The sequence below is a fragment of the Jatrophihabitans endophyticus genome, assembly GCF_900129455.1.
In the GTDB taxonomy this organism is placed as follows: domain Bacteria; phylum Actinomycetota; class Actinomycetes; order Mycobacteriales; family Jatrophihabitantaceae; genus Jatrophihabitans; species Jatrophihabitans endophyticus.
Genome location: NZ_FQVU01000003.1, coordinates 299,294 through 313,751, shown reverse-complemented (window position 1 = coordinate 313,751; position 14,458 = coordinate 299,294). Strand labels below are relative to the sequence as shown.

Here is a 14,458-nt window from a genome sequence, read left to right as displayed (position 1 = left end):
GCGCCGGTCAGCCGTCGAGCAGCGCGCGCAGCCGACCGGCGAGCACGTCCCAGCGCCAGTCACGCTCCACCCAGGCCCGCCCGGCCGCGCCCATGCGCGCGCGGAGCGCGTCGTCGCGCAGCAGCGTGACCAGCCGGTCGGCCACCGCGTGCTCGTCGCGGCCGTCGACCACGTACCCGGTCTCGCCGTCGCGCACGGCGTCCGGTGCGCCACCGGAGTCGCCCACGACCACGGGCAGGCCGGTCGCCGACGCCTCGAGGAACACGATGCCGAGCCCCTCGACGTCCATGCCGAGCCGGCGGGTGCGGCACGGCATCGCGAAGACGTCGCCCGCGGCGTAGTGGGCCGGGAGCTCCGCCTGGGCGACCGCGCCGGTCACGACCACGTCCGGCGCGACGCCGTGGCGTCCGGCCAGCTCGACGAGCCGGTCGCGGTACGGGCCGCCGCCCACCAGCAGCAGCGCGGCGTCCGGGATCTCCCGTCGGACGAGCGGGAGGGCGCGCACCAGCACGTCCTGGCCCTTGCGCGGGACGAGGCGCGAGACGCAGACCACGGTCGGTCGGTCGGCGAGCCCGTGCCGCGCCCGGACCGCCGTCCCGTCGACATCCGACCGGAACGTCTCGACGTCCACTCCAGGTGTGAGCTGGACGAGCTCCGCGTGTCGACCGAGCGGCCCGCGCAGCCGCCGCCGGAAGTACTCCCCCAGGTAGGTGACGACGTCGGCGCCGTCGCCGATGCGGCGCAGCGCCTGCCGGGCGCCCGGCAGCATGGCCCAGCCCGCCTCGTGCCCGTGCGTCATCGCGAGCACGCGCTCCGCACCCGCCGCACGCAACGCGGGGGCGAGCAGGCCCAGGGGCGCCGCCGCCCCGAACCACACGGCGCTGCAGCCGTGCTCGCGCAGCAGCGCGACGGCGCGCGCTCGGACGGCCGGCGTCGGGAGCAGCAGCCCCGTGCCGTGCCGCACCACCGGGAACGGCTGCGCGGCGTCGAAGTCGGCCGCGCCCGCGTGGTCGGAGGCGTGGACCACGATCGAGCCGGGCGGCTGGCGCAGCGCCATCTCGTGCACGAACGACTGGATGCCGCCCTGCCGGGGCGGGAAGTCGTTGGTGACGACCAGGGTGCGACGGTGGCCGGCCGCGCGAGCCGGGCCCGTCATGCGAGCTGCTCCGCGACGGCGGCGCGCACCGCGGCGGTGAACCGTGCCGGCGTCTCGTGCAGCACCTGGCGCAGCGCGATCGCGACGGCCTCGTCGCTGCTGTTCCCGCTCGTCCCCGCCGCGGCCACCGCGCGGTAGAGCCGCACGAGCGCGACCCGGCCGTGGCGCTGCGCGACGGAGCGGCAGGCGAGCCACGACAGCTGGTAGGCCGTGGCGTTCGTGGCGGCGGTGTCGAAGTCGGCCGCGGTGGGCAGCGTCCGCGGCACGCCGCTGCGGCGCACGAGCGCCCGCAGCTCGGCGGCGGCCGCGGCGACGGGCCGCTCGTTGCCCAGGTAGCCGACGTAGTCGGCGAAGCCCTCGACGAGCCACCGGGGCGTCGCGTCGGTGGTCCAGGTCGCGGTCGCGAGGTGGGTGATCTCGTGCTGCAGCACGAGCCGCGTCGCCGTGGGGGTCAGTCGCCGCAGCTCGTCGGGCACGACCACGACCCGCTGCCCGTACGGCCGGCCGGTCAGCACGTCCTGACCGTCCGACGTCGCGACCGCGCCGACCTCCGCACCGCTCGACGCGGCCGCACCGAGGGCGGCGGCGCGTTCGGCAGCGGAGGCCGGGACGATCACCGCCACCGCGCGGGCCCAGCCGCGGCCGACCACGCCGGTCACGACCGGCACCGCCCGCGCCGCGTCGGCCAGCACGGTCCGGGCGAGCGTGACGTCGCGGGGGTGGGCGAGCACCACGACCCCCGCGCCCCGCAGGACCCGCAGCGCGCCGAAGTCCCACGGGCCGCGCCAGCTGCGGCCGCCGTCGTCGGCGAGGTCGGTGTCGGCCACCACGACGGCACGCCCGTCGCGGCGCACGACGGTCCACCAGAGGTCGCGGGACGTCGCGACGGCGTCGACGCCGCGGACCGCGTAGCGCAGCGTCACCCGGACGACGACCGCGCCGCCGCCGCGCCGCGCGCGCACCGCCCGTTGCGCCTCCGCGGCGACCGGCGGCCCGAGCGCGTAGGACCACCGCGACAGCGGCACCGCGGCGATCCCGGCGAACGCGCTGCGCTGCCGGCGGCCGAACGCGTCACCGGCGACGTCGGCGAGGAACGCGGGCGCGTCGTGCGCGCGGACCGCCGCCGCGTGCCGGACCAGCATGGCTGCGATGTCGCCACGCGTCGGCGGCACGTCGTCGGCGTCGTCGGCCGAGCAGCCCGCCGTGCCGGCCACCAGTGCGCACGCCAGCACCGTCGCGACCGCCGCCGGCACGACACGACGACGCCGCCCCGGTGCCGATCGCGGCACCGGGGCGGCGTGGGGTCGTGCGGTCACCTGCCGAGTATGCGCAGCAGGACCGGTACCGGCGGCGTCAGCCCAGGTGGGTGGCGCCGACGATGTCGCTGCTGAACGAGCTGACCGGGACGACCTCGACGGGCTGGCCCTCGGTCGGCGCCGAGACCATCATGCCGTCGCCGATGTAGATCGTGACGTGCCCGATCGGCTGGTACATGAAGATCAGGTCGCCCGGGCTGAGCGAGTCCAGGCCGACGTGCTTGCCGTAGTTGAACTGGTCGGCGGCCGAGTGCGGCAGGCTGACGCCGCCGGCCTGCCACGCGCCCATGGTCAGCCCCGAGCAGTCCCAGGAGCTGGGCCCGGCGGCGCCGAAGACGTAGGGCTCGCCCACCTGGTCCAGCGCGAACGCCACGGCCTTCTTGGCCGCGGCCGTGCCGGCACCGGGCAGGTCCTTGATCTTCGAGGTCGCGACCGACGGGCTGCTGGAGCGCTGGAAGCGCGCGCGCTGCTTGGCGTTGAGGGTGCTGAGCAGGTCCTTGTACTTGTCGATCTGCTTGGTCACGGCGTCACGCTTGCCGGCGATGCCGTCGCGCTCCTTCCTCGCCGCGGCGAGCGCGGTGCGGGCGCGGTCGGCCTGCGTCTCGGCCTGCGTGCGGGCGGACTCGAGACGCGTCACGAGATCGGAGTCGTAGCTGGAGATCATGCCCAGCGTCTCGAGCCGGTCGAGGTAGTTCGGGCCGCTGTTGCTGTCGAGCAGCGCACCGGCCGCGCCCAGCGAGCCCGCCTGGTACTGCGCCTGCACGTTCTGCGCGAACGCGAGACGAGCGCTGCGGTAGGTCGTGCGCGCGGTGGTCTCGGCGGTCTTGGCACGCGCGGCGGCCTTGTCGCGCTTGGCGACGTTCACCCGGGCCTGGTTGTAGCGCTCGACGAGCTGGGAGTTCTGCTCGGCGAGGTGGCCGAGCTGCTTCTGCACGTCGGCGATCGACGGCTCCCGGCGCGGCGCGGACGGCGACGCGGAAGCGAGGGTGGGGGCGACGACCGTGGTCGCGGCCAGGGCGGCCACCACGATCGCGGGCCGGGCGCGGTGCATGAAACGGATCGCCACTGTCGGCGGAACTCCTTCTTCCTCGACCGCCTACCGGGTTAGCTGACGGGTTCGGGCGGGAAGAAGCCCTACGGACGATGTCGACGCGGATGACGTGTCGACGCCGTACCGATTCACCCCGGGACTGATTGGGTCCCCGGTTCGCTGACGTGATCTCGGCCGTCGGTGGACGGGCGACACGACGTCGTCGCAGCAATTCGGCGGAACCTGCTCGGCGGTGACCTGGCAGTCACCGTGGAACCGATTAGGTCTCGGAAAGGTTACGACGAGCCCCGTCCCCGTGCAACGGCGGGGGTGCGCGTGTCGCGGCCACCGTCGGCGAAATGCCCGGAATGCGTCACGCGATGTCGCGCCGGCGGGCGGTCGTCGGCGCCACGAGCCGCAGCGGCGGCACCAGCCCCGCGTTCGCCAGCTGGTCGATCGCTGCGCGCGAGGCGTCGTCGAGCTCGACCGCGGGGGCCGTGCGCGGCGGTGCCGGTGCGCCGAGCAGCACCGTGACGACGCAGTCGTCGCAGGCGATGTCGCGTGCGACACAGGTCTGGCAGTCGATGAGCATCGGTGGCTCCCTCGCGAGCGGTTTCGGGGCGACGCGCCGTCCGGTGACGGCCTGCCGGCGACGCTAGGTCCGGCCTCCGACAATTTCCGCGCGCCGCGTGACGGCACCCGTGACGGCCGTCGACCGTCGGCGACGTCGCGACGCGCGGGAGGCCTGGTTGAGCGAAATCGTCGGACCCCGCGCCTAGCTTGCCGAGCATGACGGCGGCCACGCACCGACTCCCCCACCCCGGCCCCTCCGGCGGGCTGCAGCTCAGCTTCGACGAGCTCGCCGAGCCGCTGCGCGACATCACCTTCGTCGTCGTCGACCTCGAGACCACGGGCGGGGCGGCGGCCAGCGACGCCATCACCGAGGTCGGCGCCGTCAAGGTGCGCGGCGGTCAGGTGCTCGGCGAGTTCCAGACGCTGGTCGACCCGCGACGGTCGATCCCGGCCTTCGTCAGCGTGCTCACCGGCATCACCGACACCATGGTGGTGTCGGCGCCCACCATCTCCTCGGTCGTGCCCGCCTTCCTCGAGTTCGCGCGGGGCGCCATCCTCGTCGCGCACAACGCACCGTTCGACATCGGGTTCCTGAAGGCCGCGTGCACCGAGCTGGCGCTGCCCTGGCCCGGTCCCGCGGTGGTCGACACCGCCGTGCTCGCGCGCCGCGTCCTCACCCGCGACGAGGTCCCCAACTGCAAGCTGGCCACGCTCGCGCCGTTCTTCCGCGCGACGACCAGGCCCACCCACCGGGCGCTCGACGACGCGCGGGCGACCGTCGACGTCCTGCACGGGCTGCTGGAGCGGCTGGGCAACCTCGGCGTGCACTCGCTGCCCGAGCTGCGCGCCTTCACCGCGCAGGTCAGCGAGGCCCAGCGCCGCAAGCGCCACCTGGCCGAGGGGCTGCCCGCGCGGCCCGGCGTCTACGTCTTCCGCGACGCGAAGGGCACGCCGCTCTACGTCGGCACGAGCCGCAACCTGCGCTCGCGGGTGCGGCAGTACTTCGTCGCGAGCGAGACCCGCTCGCGCATGGGCGAGATGGTGGGCCTGGCCGAACGGGTCGACCCGATCGAGTGCGCCCACACCCTCGAGGCCCAGGTGCGCGAGCTGCGCCTCATCGCAGCCCACAAACCGCGCTACAACCGCCGCTCCAAGTTCCCCGAGCGCGCGGTGTGGCTCAAGCTGACCGTCGAGCCGTTCCCGCGGCTGTCGGTGGTGCGCGAGGCCCGCGACGACGGCGCCTCCTACCTCGGCCCGCTGCGCAACCAGCGGCAGGCCGAGGTCGTGCGCGACGCGATCCACGACGCCGTGCCGCTACGGCAGTGCAGCGATCGGCTCTCGCTGCGCCGCGTCGTGCGGGCGGCCTGCGTGCTCGCCGGCATCGGGCGCTGCGACGCGCCCTGCGAGGGCGGCACCACGCCGCAGCAGTACGCCGCGCTGGTGGGCCTGGTCGCGTCGGCGTGGACGGGAGACGTCCGGCCACTCGTCGCGCCGCTGGAGGCCAGGATCGCGGCCCTCTCGGCGGCCCAGCGGTACGAGCAGGCCGGGGTGGTGCGCGACCGCATCACCACGGTCGTGCGGGCGTGCGCGCGCATGCAACGGCTCTCCGCCGTCCGTGCGGTCGGCGAGCTCGTCGCCGCGCGTCCCGACGGCCACGGCGGGTGGGAGCTCGTCGTGGTGCGCGCGGGGCGGCTCGCCGCCGCCGGCGTCGCGGCCCGCGGGGTGCCGCCCTGGCCGGTGGTCGACGCGCTGCGCGCCACCGCCGACGTCGTCGATCCGAGCCACGCGCCGCTGGCGGAGGAGACCGAGTGCATCCTGCGCTGGCTCGAGCAGGACGGCACCCGCCTCGTCGACGCCAGCGCGCCGTGGGCGATGCCCGCGTTCGGGGCCGGTCGCATGAGCACCTACCTCGCGGCCGACCACCCCGGCGCCGACCCGTTCCGCGACCGCCGTCGCCTTCCCATGGCGGCCCGGCCGGCCCGCGCTACTGTCACCGGATGACTCCGGAGCGCCCCGCGTGATCACCGCGATCGTCATGATCAGCGTCGAGGCCGACAAGATCCCCGAGGTCGCCGGGGCGATCGCCGAGCTCGACGGCGTCAGCGAGGTCTACTCGGTGGCCGGCGACGTCGATCTCGTCGCGCTGGTCCGGGTCCGCGAGTTCGATGCCATCGCCGAGGTCATCGCGGGCAGGCTGTCCAAGGTGCCCGGCGTGCTGCACACCGACACCCACATCGCGTTCCGGGCCTACAGCCGGCACGACCTGGAGAGCACCTTCAGCATCGGGTTGGACTGAACGCTCCCCCGGCGGCTCAGCGCTGGTCGATGCGGGCCAGCCAGCGGTTGTAGGCGGCGTGCGCGTCGTCGTCGGTGTCGATGTCCCCCACCGGGCCGCGAGGCTCGTCGTCCCGGTCGGCCGGGCGGTCACCGTCGGCGGTGTGGGCGACGAAGGTCGCGGTACGGGCCTGCTCGAGCCAGCCGGACTCGGCCGGGCGGTGGTCGACGTTGCGCAGCCAGTCGACGACCAGCACGACCATCACGACGGCCATGATCGCGTCCCCGCCGAACCACATGATCGCGCCGCCGGTGCGGGTGTCGCCGAGGGCGTCCACGGCGAGTGCGGACGGCACGAGCCCGACCGCCGTCGTCCCCTGCATGAGGATGATGCCGGTGAACGTGTCGACGGCCATCGCGATCGCGAGCAGCAGCCAGCGCGCGGGCGAGCCGAGCCGCCACCGGATCGGCTCGTCGCCGACGACGAGCACGAAGAACCAGCATCCGGCCACCAGGTAGCCGAGGTGCTCGGCCTGCCCGGCCCAGTCGTTGCGCATGACGACGTCCATGAGCCCGGTGAGGTGGCTGCCGACGATGACGACGGTGTACATCGCGAGTGCGACGGGCGGCGCGGTGAGCACCGCGACCGTCCGGCCCCGCAGCACGGACTCCCGGCGACGGGCCCGGGCCGGCGCCGACGCCGTGATCAGCAGCCGCAGCGGCCGGCCCCACATCAGCAGCGCGGGGGCCACCATCACCAGCGCGAGGTGCCCGGCCATGTGGGCGCTGAAGAGCACCTGGTCGTAGACGGCGATGCTGCCGTTCGTCGCGAACGCGGCGACCGCGAGGCCGAGCAGGAACGACGCCGTGTGCCGCAGGGGCCACCGCTGCCCGGGCGAGCGCACCGGCACGAGCGCGACGCCGGTCAGGTACGCCGCGGCCAGCACGACGACGACGGCGAGCGCGGTGGCGTCGAGGTGCCACGCGGTGAACAGCACCGAGTGCAGCGGCCGGGTGATCTCGCCCCCGCCGCCCCGGGTCAGTGCCGCCGCGGCCGAGTGGTGATGGTGTCCGGTGTCGGCGGCGAGGTAGTGCGCCACGGCGAGGGCGAGTCCGGCCAGCGTCACCAGGGCGACGGCCCAGGCGACGAGCGCGAGCCGGGGGATGCGCGAACTGCTCACCGCCCCAGTATCCGCGCGGGCGGCACGGACCGGCGAGCGCGTCAGCCCGCCGCCGCCCGGCTGGCGCCCACCCACCGCTCGAGCAGCGTCGCGGCGGCGCCGGAGTCGACCGCCTCGGTCGCCGCGGCCAGCCCCTGCGCCACCGCGTCCTCGAGGGTGGCGGCACTCAGGCCGCCGGTGCCGACGCCGTCGAAGGCCGCGATCGCGGCGGCGGCGTTGAGCAGGACGGCGTCGCGGGCGCCGCCGCCCCCGCCGGCCAGCACGTCGCGCACCACCTGGGCGTTGTAGGGCGCGTCGCCGCCGCGCAGCTGGTCCGAGGTCACCGCCGCGATGCCGAGCCGGGCCGGGTCCAGGGTGGTCTCGGCCACCGCGCCGGCGGCGGCGAGCCAGACCCGCGACGTGGTGGTCGTCGTCAGCTCGTCGAGGCCGTCGTCGCCGCGGAAGACGAGCGCGGTGTCGTCCCGGTCGGCGAGGACGGCCGCCATCACCGGCGCCATCTCCGGATCGGCGCAGCCGATGGCCGCGGCGCGCACCCGAGCCGGGTTGGTGAGCGGGCCGAGGAAGTTGAACGCGGTCGGGATGCCGAGCTCCGAGCGCACCGGGCCGGCGTGGCGCATCCCGGGGTGGAAGGTGCGGGCGAAGCAGAACCCGATGCCCACCTCGGCCACCGTGCGGGCGATCCCGGCCGGCGGCAGGTCGATCACCACGCCGAGCTCCTCGAGGACGTCGGCGGCGCCGCAGGCCGACGTCGCGGCCCGGTTGCCGTGCTTGACCACCCGCCGCCCGGACCCGGCCACGACCAGCGAGGCCATCGTCGAGATGTTCACGGTGTGCGCGCGGTCGGCTCCGGTGCCGACGACGTCGACGGCCGGGCCGTCCACCTGCAGCGGCGTCGCGCGGTCGAGCATCGTGCGCACGAGCCCGGTCAGCTCGTCGGCCGTCTCGCCCTTCGCGCGCATCAACACGGCGAACGCGGCCAGCCGGGCCGGCGACGCGTTACCGGCCATGATCTCGTCCATGGCCCACGCGGTGTCGTCGGCCGAGAGCGCCCCACCGACGCTCAGCACCGACAGCACGCCCGGCCAGCTCCGCGCGTCCGAGGCGGTCGCCACGCCGTTACCGGACGACGGGGATGCCGCTGTGGCGGCGCCGCAGCTGCTCGGCCACGACCCGCGCGCTCTCGACCGGGTCGACCGGCGAGTTGATCACGGCGTCGGCCAGCGACCAGCTCGCGAGCCAGCCGTCCTGGCGGCGGGCGATGAGCACGACGACGGGCGGGCAGTCCTCGACCTCGAACTTGTACTGGCGGGCGAGGCCCATGCCGCCGGTCGGCTGGGCCTCCCCGTCGAGGATCGCCAGGTCGACGCCGCCCTGGTCGAGCTCGCGCACGACCTCGATCCCGGTGGCGCACTCCACCCAGTCGATGCGACCGGTGTCGGGGGCGGGGCGGCGCCCCACGGCGGTGCGCACCTGGGCCCGGACGTCGGCCGAATTGCTGTAGACGAGCACCGTCACACGCTCCGGCACCACCGACATCGCTGCCCCTCGCTTCGCTTGATCTGTCCGTCGATCGTATCCACGGTCCGAACCGGGCCCCGGTGGGCCGTCGCCGACGGCCACCGGGGCCGCTGGGGCGGCTCACAGCGGCATGCGTAACGCTCGGGCAACACGACCCACCCCCGGCGCCGCGATGTCGTACCGGCAGGGCACAATACGAGCGTGACCTCGACAGCTGCTGCGCCCCGCTTCGAGTCCAGCAAGGTGCACTCGCTGACCCGCCCGAACATCGTCAGCGTCGGCACCATCGTCTGGCTCTCCAGCGAGCTGATGTTCTTCGCGGGGCTGTTCGCGATGTACTTCACGCTGCGCTCGGTGCACGGCAGCAACTGGCCGATGAAGCTGCCCGACGGCGAGTCGATCGAGATCAGCCTGGGCTACGCCACGCCGTTCACGATCATCCTGGTGGCGTCGAGCTTCACCTGCCAGTGGGGCGTGTTCGCGGCGGAGAAGGGCGACGTCTTCAAGCTGCGCCGCTGGTTCGTCATCACGTTCCTCATGGGCCTGGTCTTCGTGCTCGGGCAGGCGAACGAGTACCGCATGCAGGTCGCCGACGGCAACACCATCTCGGCCACCGGCTACGGCTCGGTCTTCTACCTCACGACCGGCTTCCACGGCCTGCACGTCATCGGCGGCCTGATCGCGTTCATCTTCTTCCTGATCCGCACCGCCCTGGGCAAGTTCACGCCCGCTCAGGCCACCGCGGCGATCGTGGTGTCCTACTACTGGCACTTCGTCGACGTGGTGTGGATCGGGCTGTTCGCCGTCATCTACATCATCAGATGAGGTCCGGCCGATGAGTTCGGGCGCATGAGTTCCGGCGCCAGCCGCACCACCCGCCGACCGTGAAGGGGCACCCGTTGAAGGACGACGACATCGACGCCACCGGCGAGATCGGCTTCGAGCCGGCCGTCGCGGCGACCGGTGGCGATGACACATCCGCCGGTGCCGCCCGCTCCTCGCGTCGCGGGCGCGGCCGTCGGAGTGCGCCGCGGCTGCGGCGCCGGGTCGGCGGCGCGGTCGTGCTGCTCGCCGCCCTCGGCGCGATGGGCACGGCCTATTCCGCGTTCGCCACCTCCTCCGGCGCCGAGAGCAGCCCCGGCGCCAGCGCCGCGGACGTCGCCAGCGGCCGGCAGATCTACGAGAACAGCTGCATCACCTGCCACGGCGCCAACCTCGAGGGCGTCACGGGCCAGGGTCCGTCGCTGGTCGGGGTCGGCTCGGCGGCCACCTACTTCCAGGTCATCACCGGTCGCATGCCCGTCGCGGCGCAGGGTGCCTACGTCCAGCGCAAGACGCCCAAGTTCACCGAGGCGCAGACCGAGCAGCTCGCCGCGTACGTCGAGTCGGTGGGCGGCGGGCCGGCCGTGCCCGAGGGCACGGTGCGCGGCACCGACGAGCAGATCGCCGAGGGCGGCGCCCTGTACCGGCTGAACTGCGCGTCGTGCCACGGCACGACCGGCGGCGGCGCCCCGCTGTCCGCGGGCAAGGTGGCCCCGTCCCTGCACGAGGCCACCGACAAGGAGATCTACACCGCGATGCTCTCGGGTCCCGAGAACATGCCGGTGTTCAGCGACAACTCGATCACGCCCGACGAGAAGCGCGCGATCATCGCCTACGTGCAGAACCTCAAGGCCTCCAAGGACCCGGGCGGTGCCGGCATCGCCCGCATCGGCCCGGTCTCCGAAGCCGTCGTGATCTGGGTCGCCGGTGTCGGCGCACTGATGGTCGCGATCCTGTGGATCGGAGCGCGCACCCGATGACCCACCGCACGTCCACGTCGTCCGGGCAGCCGGCCGGGAGGACCCAGTGAGCAGCGAGACCGAGACCGGCACGCACGCCGGCGCCCACGGCGGCCCCGTGCGGCAGCCGACCGCGGCCGAGATCCGCGAGATGTCGCCCGAGGACGGCATGATCGCCGGTGCCGAGGTCGACGGCATCCACATCGTCCACCGTCGCGACCGCTTCCCGATCCGCGGGACCAAGGCCGAGAAGCGCGCCGAGCGCGCCGTCGCCGCCTGCTTCCTCATCGCCGCGCTCGCCGGTGTCGGCTTCATCGTCGCGTTCATCGCGATCCCGTTCCACTGGCACCTCCCCGGCACCCCGCAGGACTTCCGCTTCTTCACCCCGGCGCTCGGCGCGCTGCTGGCCACGCTGCTGGTCTTCATCGGTGTCGGCATGGTGCTGTGGGCCAAGTGGCTCATGCCCGAGGAGGAGACGGTCCAGGACCGTCACGACGAGCCGTCCACCGAAGAGGACAAGCTCTACACCGAGGCCACGCTGCTCGCGGGCCTCGAGGACACCGGCCTGCCCCGTCGGTCGCTGATCCTCAAGACGCTCGGCCTGGCCGGCGGCGCGCTCGCGACCGTCCCGCTCGTCGCCCTGGTCGGCGCGATGATCAAGAAGCCGGGCAACGCGCTGTTCCACACCTTCTTCGACCCGAAGTGGGCACCCGCCGGCGAGAAGCACGTGCCCCTGGTGCTCGAGAACTTCGACCGGGTCGGCCCCAACGACCTCGAGCCCGGTGGCCTGCTCACCGTCTTCCCGGGCGTCCGCGACGAGGTCGGCGGCAAGAACGGCGTCACCAGCGCGTCCTCCCCGACGCTGCTGATCCGGCTGCGGCCGGGCCAGAAGGTGCAGGCCCGCAAGGGGCAGGCCAGCTTCGGATGGCCGGCCGAGAACCCCGAGTTCCTGGCGTTCTCCAAGATCTGCACCCACGCCGGGTGCCCCGCCTCGCTCTACGAGCAGCAGACCACTCGCCTGCTGTGCCCGTGCCACCAGTCGCAGTTCGAGGTCCTGCAGGACGCCAAGCCGGTCTTCGGCCCCGCGTCGCGCAGCCTGCCCAAGCTCCCGCTCGGCGTCGCCACCGACGCCGACGGGCGGCAGTACTTCTTCGCCCGCTCGGATTACCACGAAGCAATCGGCCCCGCGTTCTGGGAGCGGCCATGACAGCACCGAAGAACCCCCGTCGTCCCGGCGCGCCCCGCACCCCCCAGGGCAAGGCCGGGGCCTGGGCCGACGAGCGGCTCAAGCTCGCCGGCCCCATGCGCAAGCAGCTGAACAAAGTCTTCCCCGACCACTGGTCGTTCATGATGGGCGAGATCGCGCTCTACTCGTTCGTCATCCTGCTGCTCACCGGCACGTACCTGACCTTCTTCTTCGACCCCTCGATGGCCGAGACGACCTACCACGGTCGCTACGTGCCGATGCAGGGCATCGAGATGTCCAAGGCCTACGAGTCCACCCTCAACATCACCTTCGACGTCCGTGGCGGCCTGATCATCCGTCAGATCCACCACTGGGCCGCGCTGATGTTCCTCGCGGCGATGCTGATCCACATGTTCCGGGTGTTCTTCACCGGGGCGTTCCGCAAGCCGCGTGAGCTCAACTGGCTGATCGGCCTCGGCCTGATCGGGCTGGGCATCGTCGAGGGCTTCGCCGGCTACTCGCTGCCCGACGACCTGCTCTCGGGCACCGGGCTGCGGATCGCCGAGGCGATCATGCTCTCGATCCCCGTCATCGGCACCTGGGTCTCGTTCCTGGTGTTCGGCGGCGAGTTCCCCGGCGAGCTCATCATCGGCCGGCTCTACATCGCGCACGTGCTGCTCATCCCGGCGTTGCTCGCGGCGCTCATCGGCGCGCACCTCGCGCTCGTGGTCCGCCAGAAGCACACCCAGTTCCCGGGTCACGGCCGCACCGAGGACACCGTCAGCGGTGAGCGGGTCTTCCCCGTCTACGCCGCGAAGGCGGGTGGCTTCTTCTTCATCGTCTTCGGTGTCACCGCCGCGCTGGGTGGCCTGACGCAGATCAACCCGGTCTGGCTGTTCGGGCCCTACATGCCCTCGCAGGTGTCGGCCGGTTCGCAACCCGACTGGTACATGATGTTCCTCGACGGCTCGACCCGACTCTTCCCGTCGTGGGAGATCCGGTTGTGGGGCCACACCCTGCCGGCACTGTTCTGGCCGACGGTGGTCCTCCCGGGCATCCTGTTCACCCTCGCGGGTGCGTATCCGTTCATCGAAGCGAAGATCACCAAGGACCGCGCGTCGCACCATCTGTTGCAACGACCCCGCGACGTCCCGGTCCGCACCTCGCTCGGTGCCATGGCCATCACGTTCTACCTGGTGCTCTTCCTCTCCGGCGGCAACGACATCATCGCCAAGGCGTTCGACATCTCGCTGAACGCGATGACGTGGGGCGGTCGCATCGCGCTGCTCGTGCTGCCGCCGCTGGCCTACCTGTTCACGTACCGGATCTGCCTGGGGCTGCAGCGTCACGACCGTGAGGTGCTCGAGCACGGGATCGAGACCGGCATCATCAAGGTGCTGCCCACCGGTGAGTTCATCGAGATCCACCAGCCGCTCGGCCCGGTCGACGAGCACGGTCACGGCCAGCTGGCCTACGCCGGCACCGACGTGCCGAAGCGGATGAACCACCTCGGCGCCGCCAACCCGGTCAAGGCGGTGCGCGGCTTCCTCTGGCCGGTCAAGGAGAAGGCCGACATCCAGGCCAAGCTCGACGAGCTCGAGGCCGCCGAGTCGCACCAGACCCTCGAGGAGCGCGACACCAAGCAGCTCTCCGACTGACCCGTTCCGACCGCGTTCCGGGCCGCCGCTCCCCCACGGGGGACGGCGGCCCGAGTCGTCGGTGGCCGGGTGACGTGCGCGGCACAGCGTCGACCTTGCTGCGCCGCCTAGCGTCGCGGGGATGAGTGAGGCGGCGAGCGAGCCCGGCGGCGTGGCCGGCTGGGCGCTGTCGGTGATGGACGCGGCGGGTGCGGCCGGCGCCGCGGCGGTGGTTGCGCTGGAGAACGTCTTCCCGCCGGTCCCCAGCGAGGTCGTGCTGCCGCTGGCCGGCTTCGCGGCCGGTCAGGGTCGCTTCGGGGTGCTCGAGGCCATCCTGTGGACGACGGCCGGCTCCACGACCGGGGCGCTCGTGCTCTACGCCCTGGGCGCGTGGCTCGGCACGGAGCGGCTGCGCCGGGTCGCCGGCCGGCTGCCGCTGACCACGGCGGCCGACGTCGACCGGGCGAACGCCGCCTTCGCCCGGCACGGAGGCGCCGTGGTGCTCCTCGGGCGCATGGTGCCGCTGCTGCGCAGCGTGGTGTCCGTCCCGGCCGGGGTCACCCGGATGCCGGTGCCGCGCTTCCTCCTGCTCACCGCCGCCGGCAGCGGCGTGTGGAACACCGCCTTCGTGCTCGCCGGCTACGCCCTCGGTCGCCGGTGGCACCGGGTCGAGCCCTACGTCGGCTGGGCCTCGAGCGCCGTCCTCGTGCTCGGCAGCGCGGCCGTGCTGTGCTGGCTCGGCCGACGATGGCGCGCGCGGCGCCGCGCCGGGGCCAGCCCCTGACCGCTGCCCGAGCGGGAGCTGA

14 protein-coding genes and 1 riboswitch are annotated in these 14,458 nt (G+C 73.5%); of the genes, 7 read left to right on the top strand and 7 right to left on the bottom strand.

The genetic code is table 11. The features are described 5' to 3' along the window. Positions 1-7: 7 nt before the first annotated feature. The 4 genes from BUE29_RS11610 to BUE29_RS11595 all read right to left on the bottom strand — a co-directional run bounded on the left by BUE29_RS11610 (position 8) and on the right by BUE29_RS11595 (position 4,094). Positions 8-1,156, bottom strand: a complete 1,149-nt coding sequence (locus BUE29_RS11610) for a glycosyltransferase family 4 protein (protein WP_073390366.1) — start codon at positions 1,154-1,156, stop codon at positions 8-10. Continuing rightward, complete coding sequence (locus BUE29_RS22510) at positions 1,153-2,472, bottom strand: hypothetical protein (protein WP_159440867.1); 1,320 nt, start codon at positions 2,470-2,472, stop codon at positions 1,153-1,155. The genes BUE29_RS11610 and BUE29_RS22510 overlap by 4 nt, the downstream gene beginning before the upstream one ends. Before the next feature lie 37 nt (positions 2,473-2,509). After that, positions 2,510-3,538, bottom strand: coding sequence for a C40 family peptidase (locus BUE29_RS11600; RefSeq protein WP_073390364.1), 1,029 nt, complete (start codon positions 3,536-3,538; stop codon positions 2,510-2,512). A gap of 12 nt (positions 3,539-3,550) precedes the next feature. Next, a riboswitch (cyclic di-AMP (ydaO/yuaA leader) is annotated at positions 3,551-3,709 on the bottom strand. Between the two features lie 166 nt (positions 3,710-3,875). Beyond that, a complete protein-coding gene (locus BUE29_RS11595) occupies positions 3,876-4,094 on the bottom strand; it encodes a hypothetical protein (protein WP_073390363.1) in 219 nt (72 codons plus the stop codon). A gap of 197 nt (positions 4,095-4,291) precedes the next feature. On the opposite strand from BUE29_RS11595, the gene BUE29_RS11590 reads away from it, so the two are divergent. Both BUE29_RS11590 and BUE29_RS11585 read left to right on the top strand, forming a co-directional pair. Continuing rightward, positions 4,292-6,076, top strand: a complete 1,785-nt coding sequence (locus tag BUE29_RS11590) for a DEDD exonuclease domain-containing protein (protein ID WP_073390362.1) — start codon at positions 4,292-4,294, stop codon at positions 6,074-6,076. A gap of 16 nt (positions 6,077-6,092) precedes the next feature. Beyond that, positions 6,093-6,371 (top strand): Lrp/AsnC family transcriptional regulator, encoded by a 279-nt coding sequence (locus tag BUE29_RS11585; protein ID WP_073390361.1) that lies wholly within the window; start codon positions 6,093-6,095, stop codon positions 6,369-6,371. 16 nt (positions 6,372-6,387) lie between these two features. Here the strand turns inward: BUE29_RS11585 and BUE29_RS11580 are convergent, their stop codons facing one another. From BUE29_RS11580 to BUE29_RS11570, 3 genes are read right to left on the bottom strand one after another with little or no spacing between them, the layout of a single operon-like run. Beyond that, on the bottom strand, positions 6,388-7,530 hold the full coding sequence (locus BUE29_RS11580) for a cytochrome c oxidase assembly protein (RefSeq protein WP_159440866.1): 1,143 nt from the start codon (positions 7,528-7,530) through the stop codon (positions 6,388-6,390). Positions 7,531-7,571: 41 nt separating this feature from the next. Beyond that, a complete protein-coding gene (trpD, locus tag BUE29_RS11575; RefSeq protein WP_073390357.1) occupies positions 7,572-8,642 on the bottom strand; it encodes an anthranilate phosphoribosyltransferase in 1,071 nt (356 codons plus the stop codon). A gap of 4 nt (positions 8,643-8,646) precedes the next feature. Next, positions 8,647-9,066, bottom strand: coding sequence for a hypothetical protein (locus tag BUE29_RS11570; protein WP_073390354.1), 420 nt, complete (start codon positions 9,064-9,066; stop codon positions 8,647-8,649). 183 nt (positions 9,067-9,249) lie between these two features. Here BUE29_RS11570 and ctaE point away from each other — a divergent pair, with 183 nt between their 5' ends. From ctaE to BUE29_RS11545, 5 genes are all read left to right on the top strand, one after another. Next, positions 9,250-9,873 (top strand): aa3-type cytochrome oxidase subunit III, encoded by a 624-nt coding sequence (ctaE, locus tag BUE29_RS11565; RefSeq protein WP_200800156.1) that lies wholly within the window; start codon positions 9,250-9,252, stop codon positions 9,871-9,873. A 59-nt stretch (positions 9,874-9,932) separates the two neighbouring features. Next, positions 9,933-10,850, top strand: coding sequence for a cytochrome bc1 complex diheme cytochrome c subunit (gene qcrC / locus BUE29_RS23500; protein ID WP_200800155.1), 918 nt, complete (start codon positions 9,933-9,935; stop codon positions 10,848-10,850). Positions 10,851-10,896: 46 nt separating this feature from the next. Next, on the top strand, positions 10,897-12,036 hold the full coding sequence (gene qcrA / locus BUE29_RS11555; RefSeq protein ID WP_073390349.1) for a cytochrome bc1 complex Rieske iron-sulfur subunit: 1,140 nt from the start codon (positions 10,897-10,899) through the stop codon (positions 12,034-12,036). Then, on the top strand, positions 12,033-13,673 hold the full coding sequence (qcrB, locus tag BUE29_RS11550) for a cytochrome bc1 complex cytochrome b subunit (RefSeq protein ID WP_073390346.1): 1,641 nt from the start codon (positions 12,033-12,035) through the stop codon (positions 13,671-13,673). Before qcrA ends, qcrB begins: the two co-directional genes overlap by 4 nt. Before the next feature lie 121 nt (positions 13,674-13,794). After that, positions 13,795-14,436 carry a DedA family protein gene (locus BUE29_RS11545; RefSeq protein ID WP_073390343.1) on the top strand — a complete coding sequence of 214 codons (642 nt, stop codon included), beginning with the start codon at positions 13,795-13,797 and terminating at the stop codon, positions 14,434-14,436. Positions 14,437-14,458: the final 22 nt, after the last annotated feature.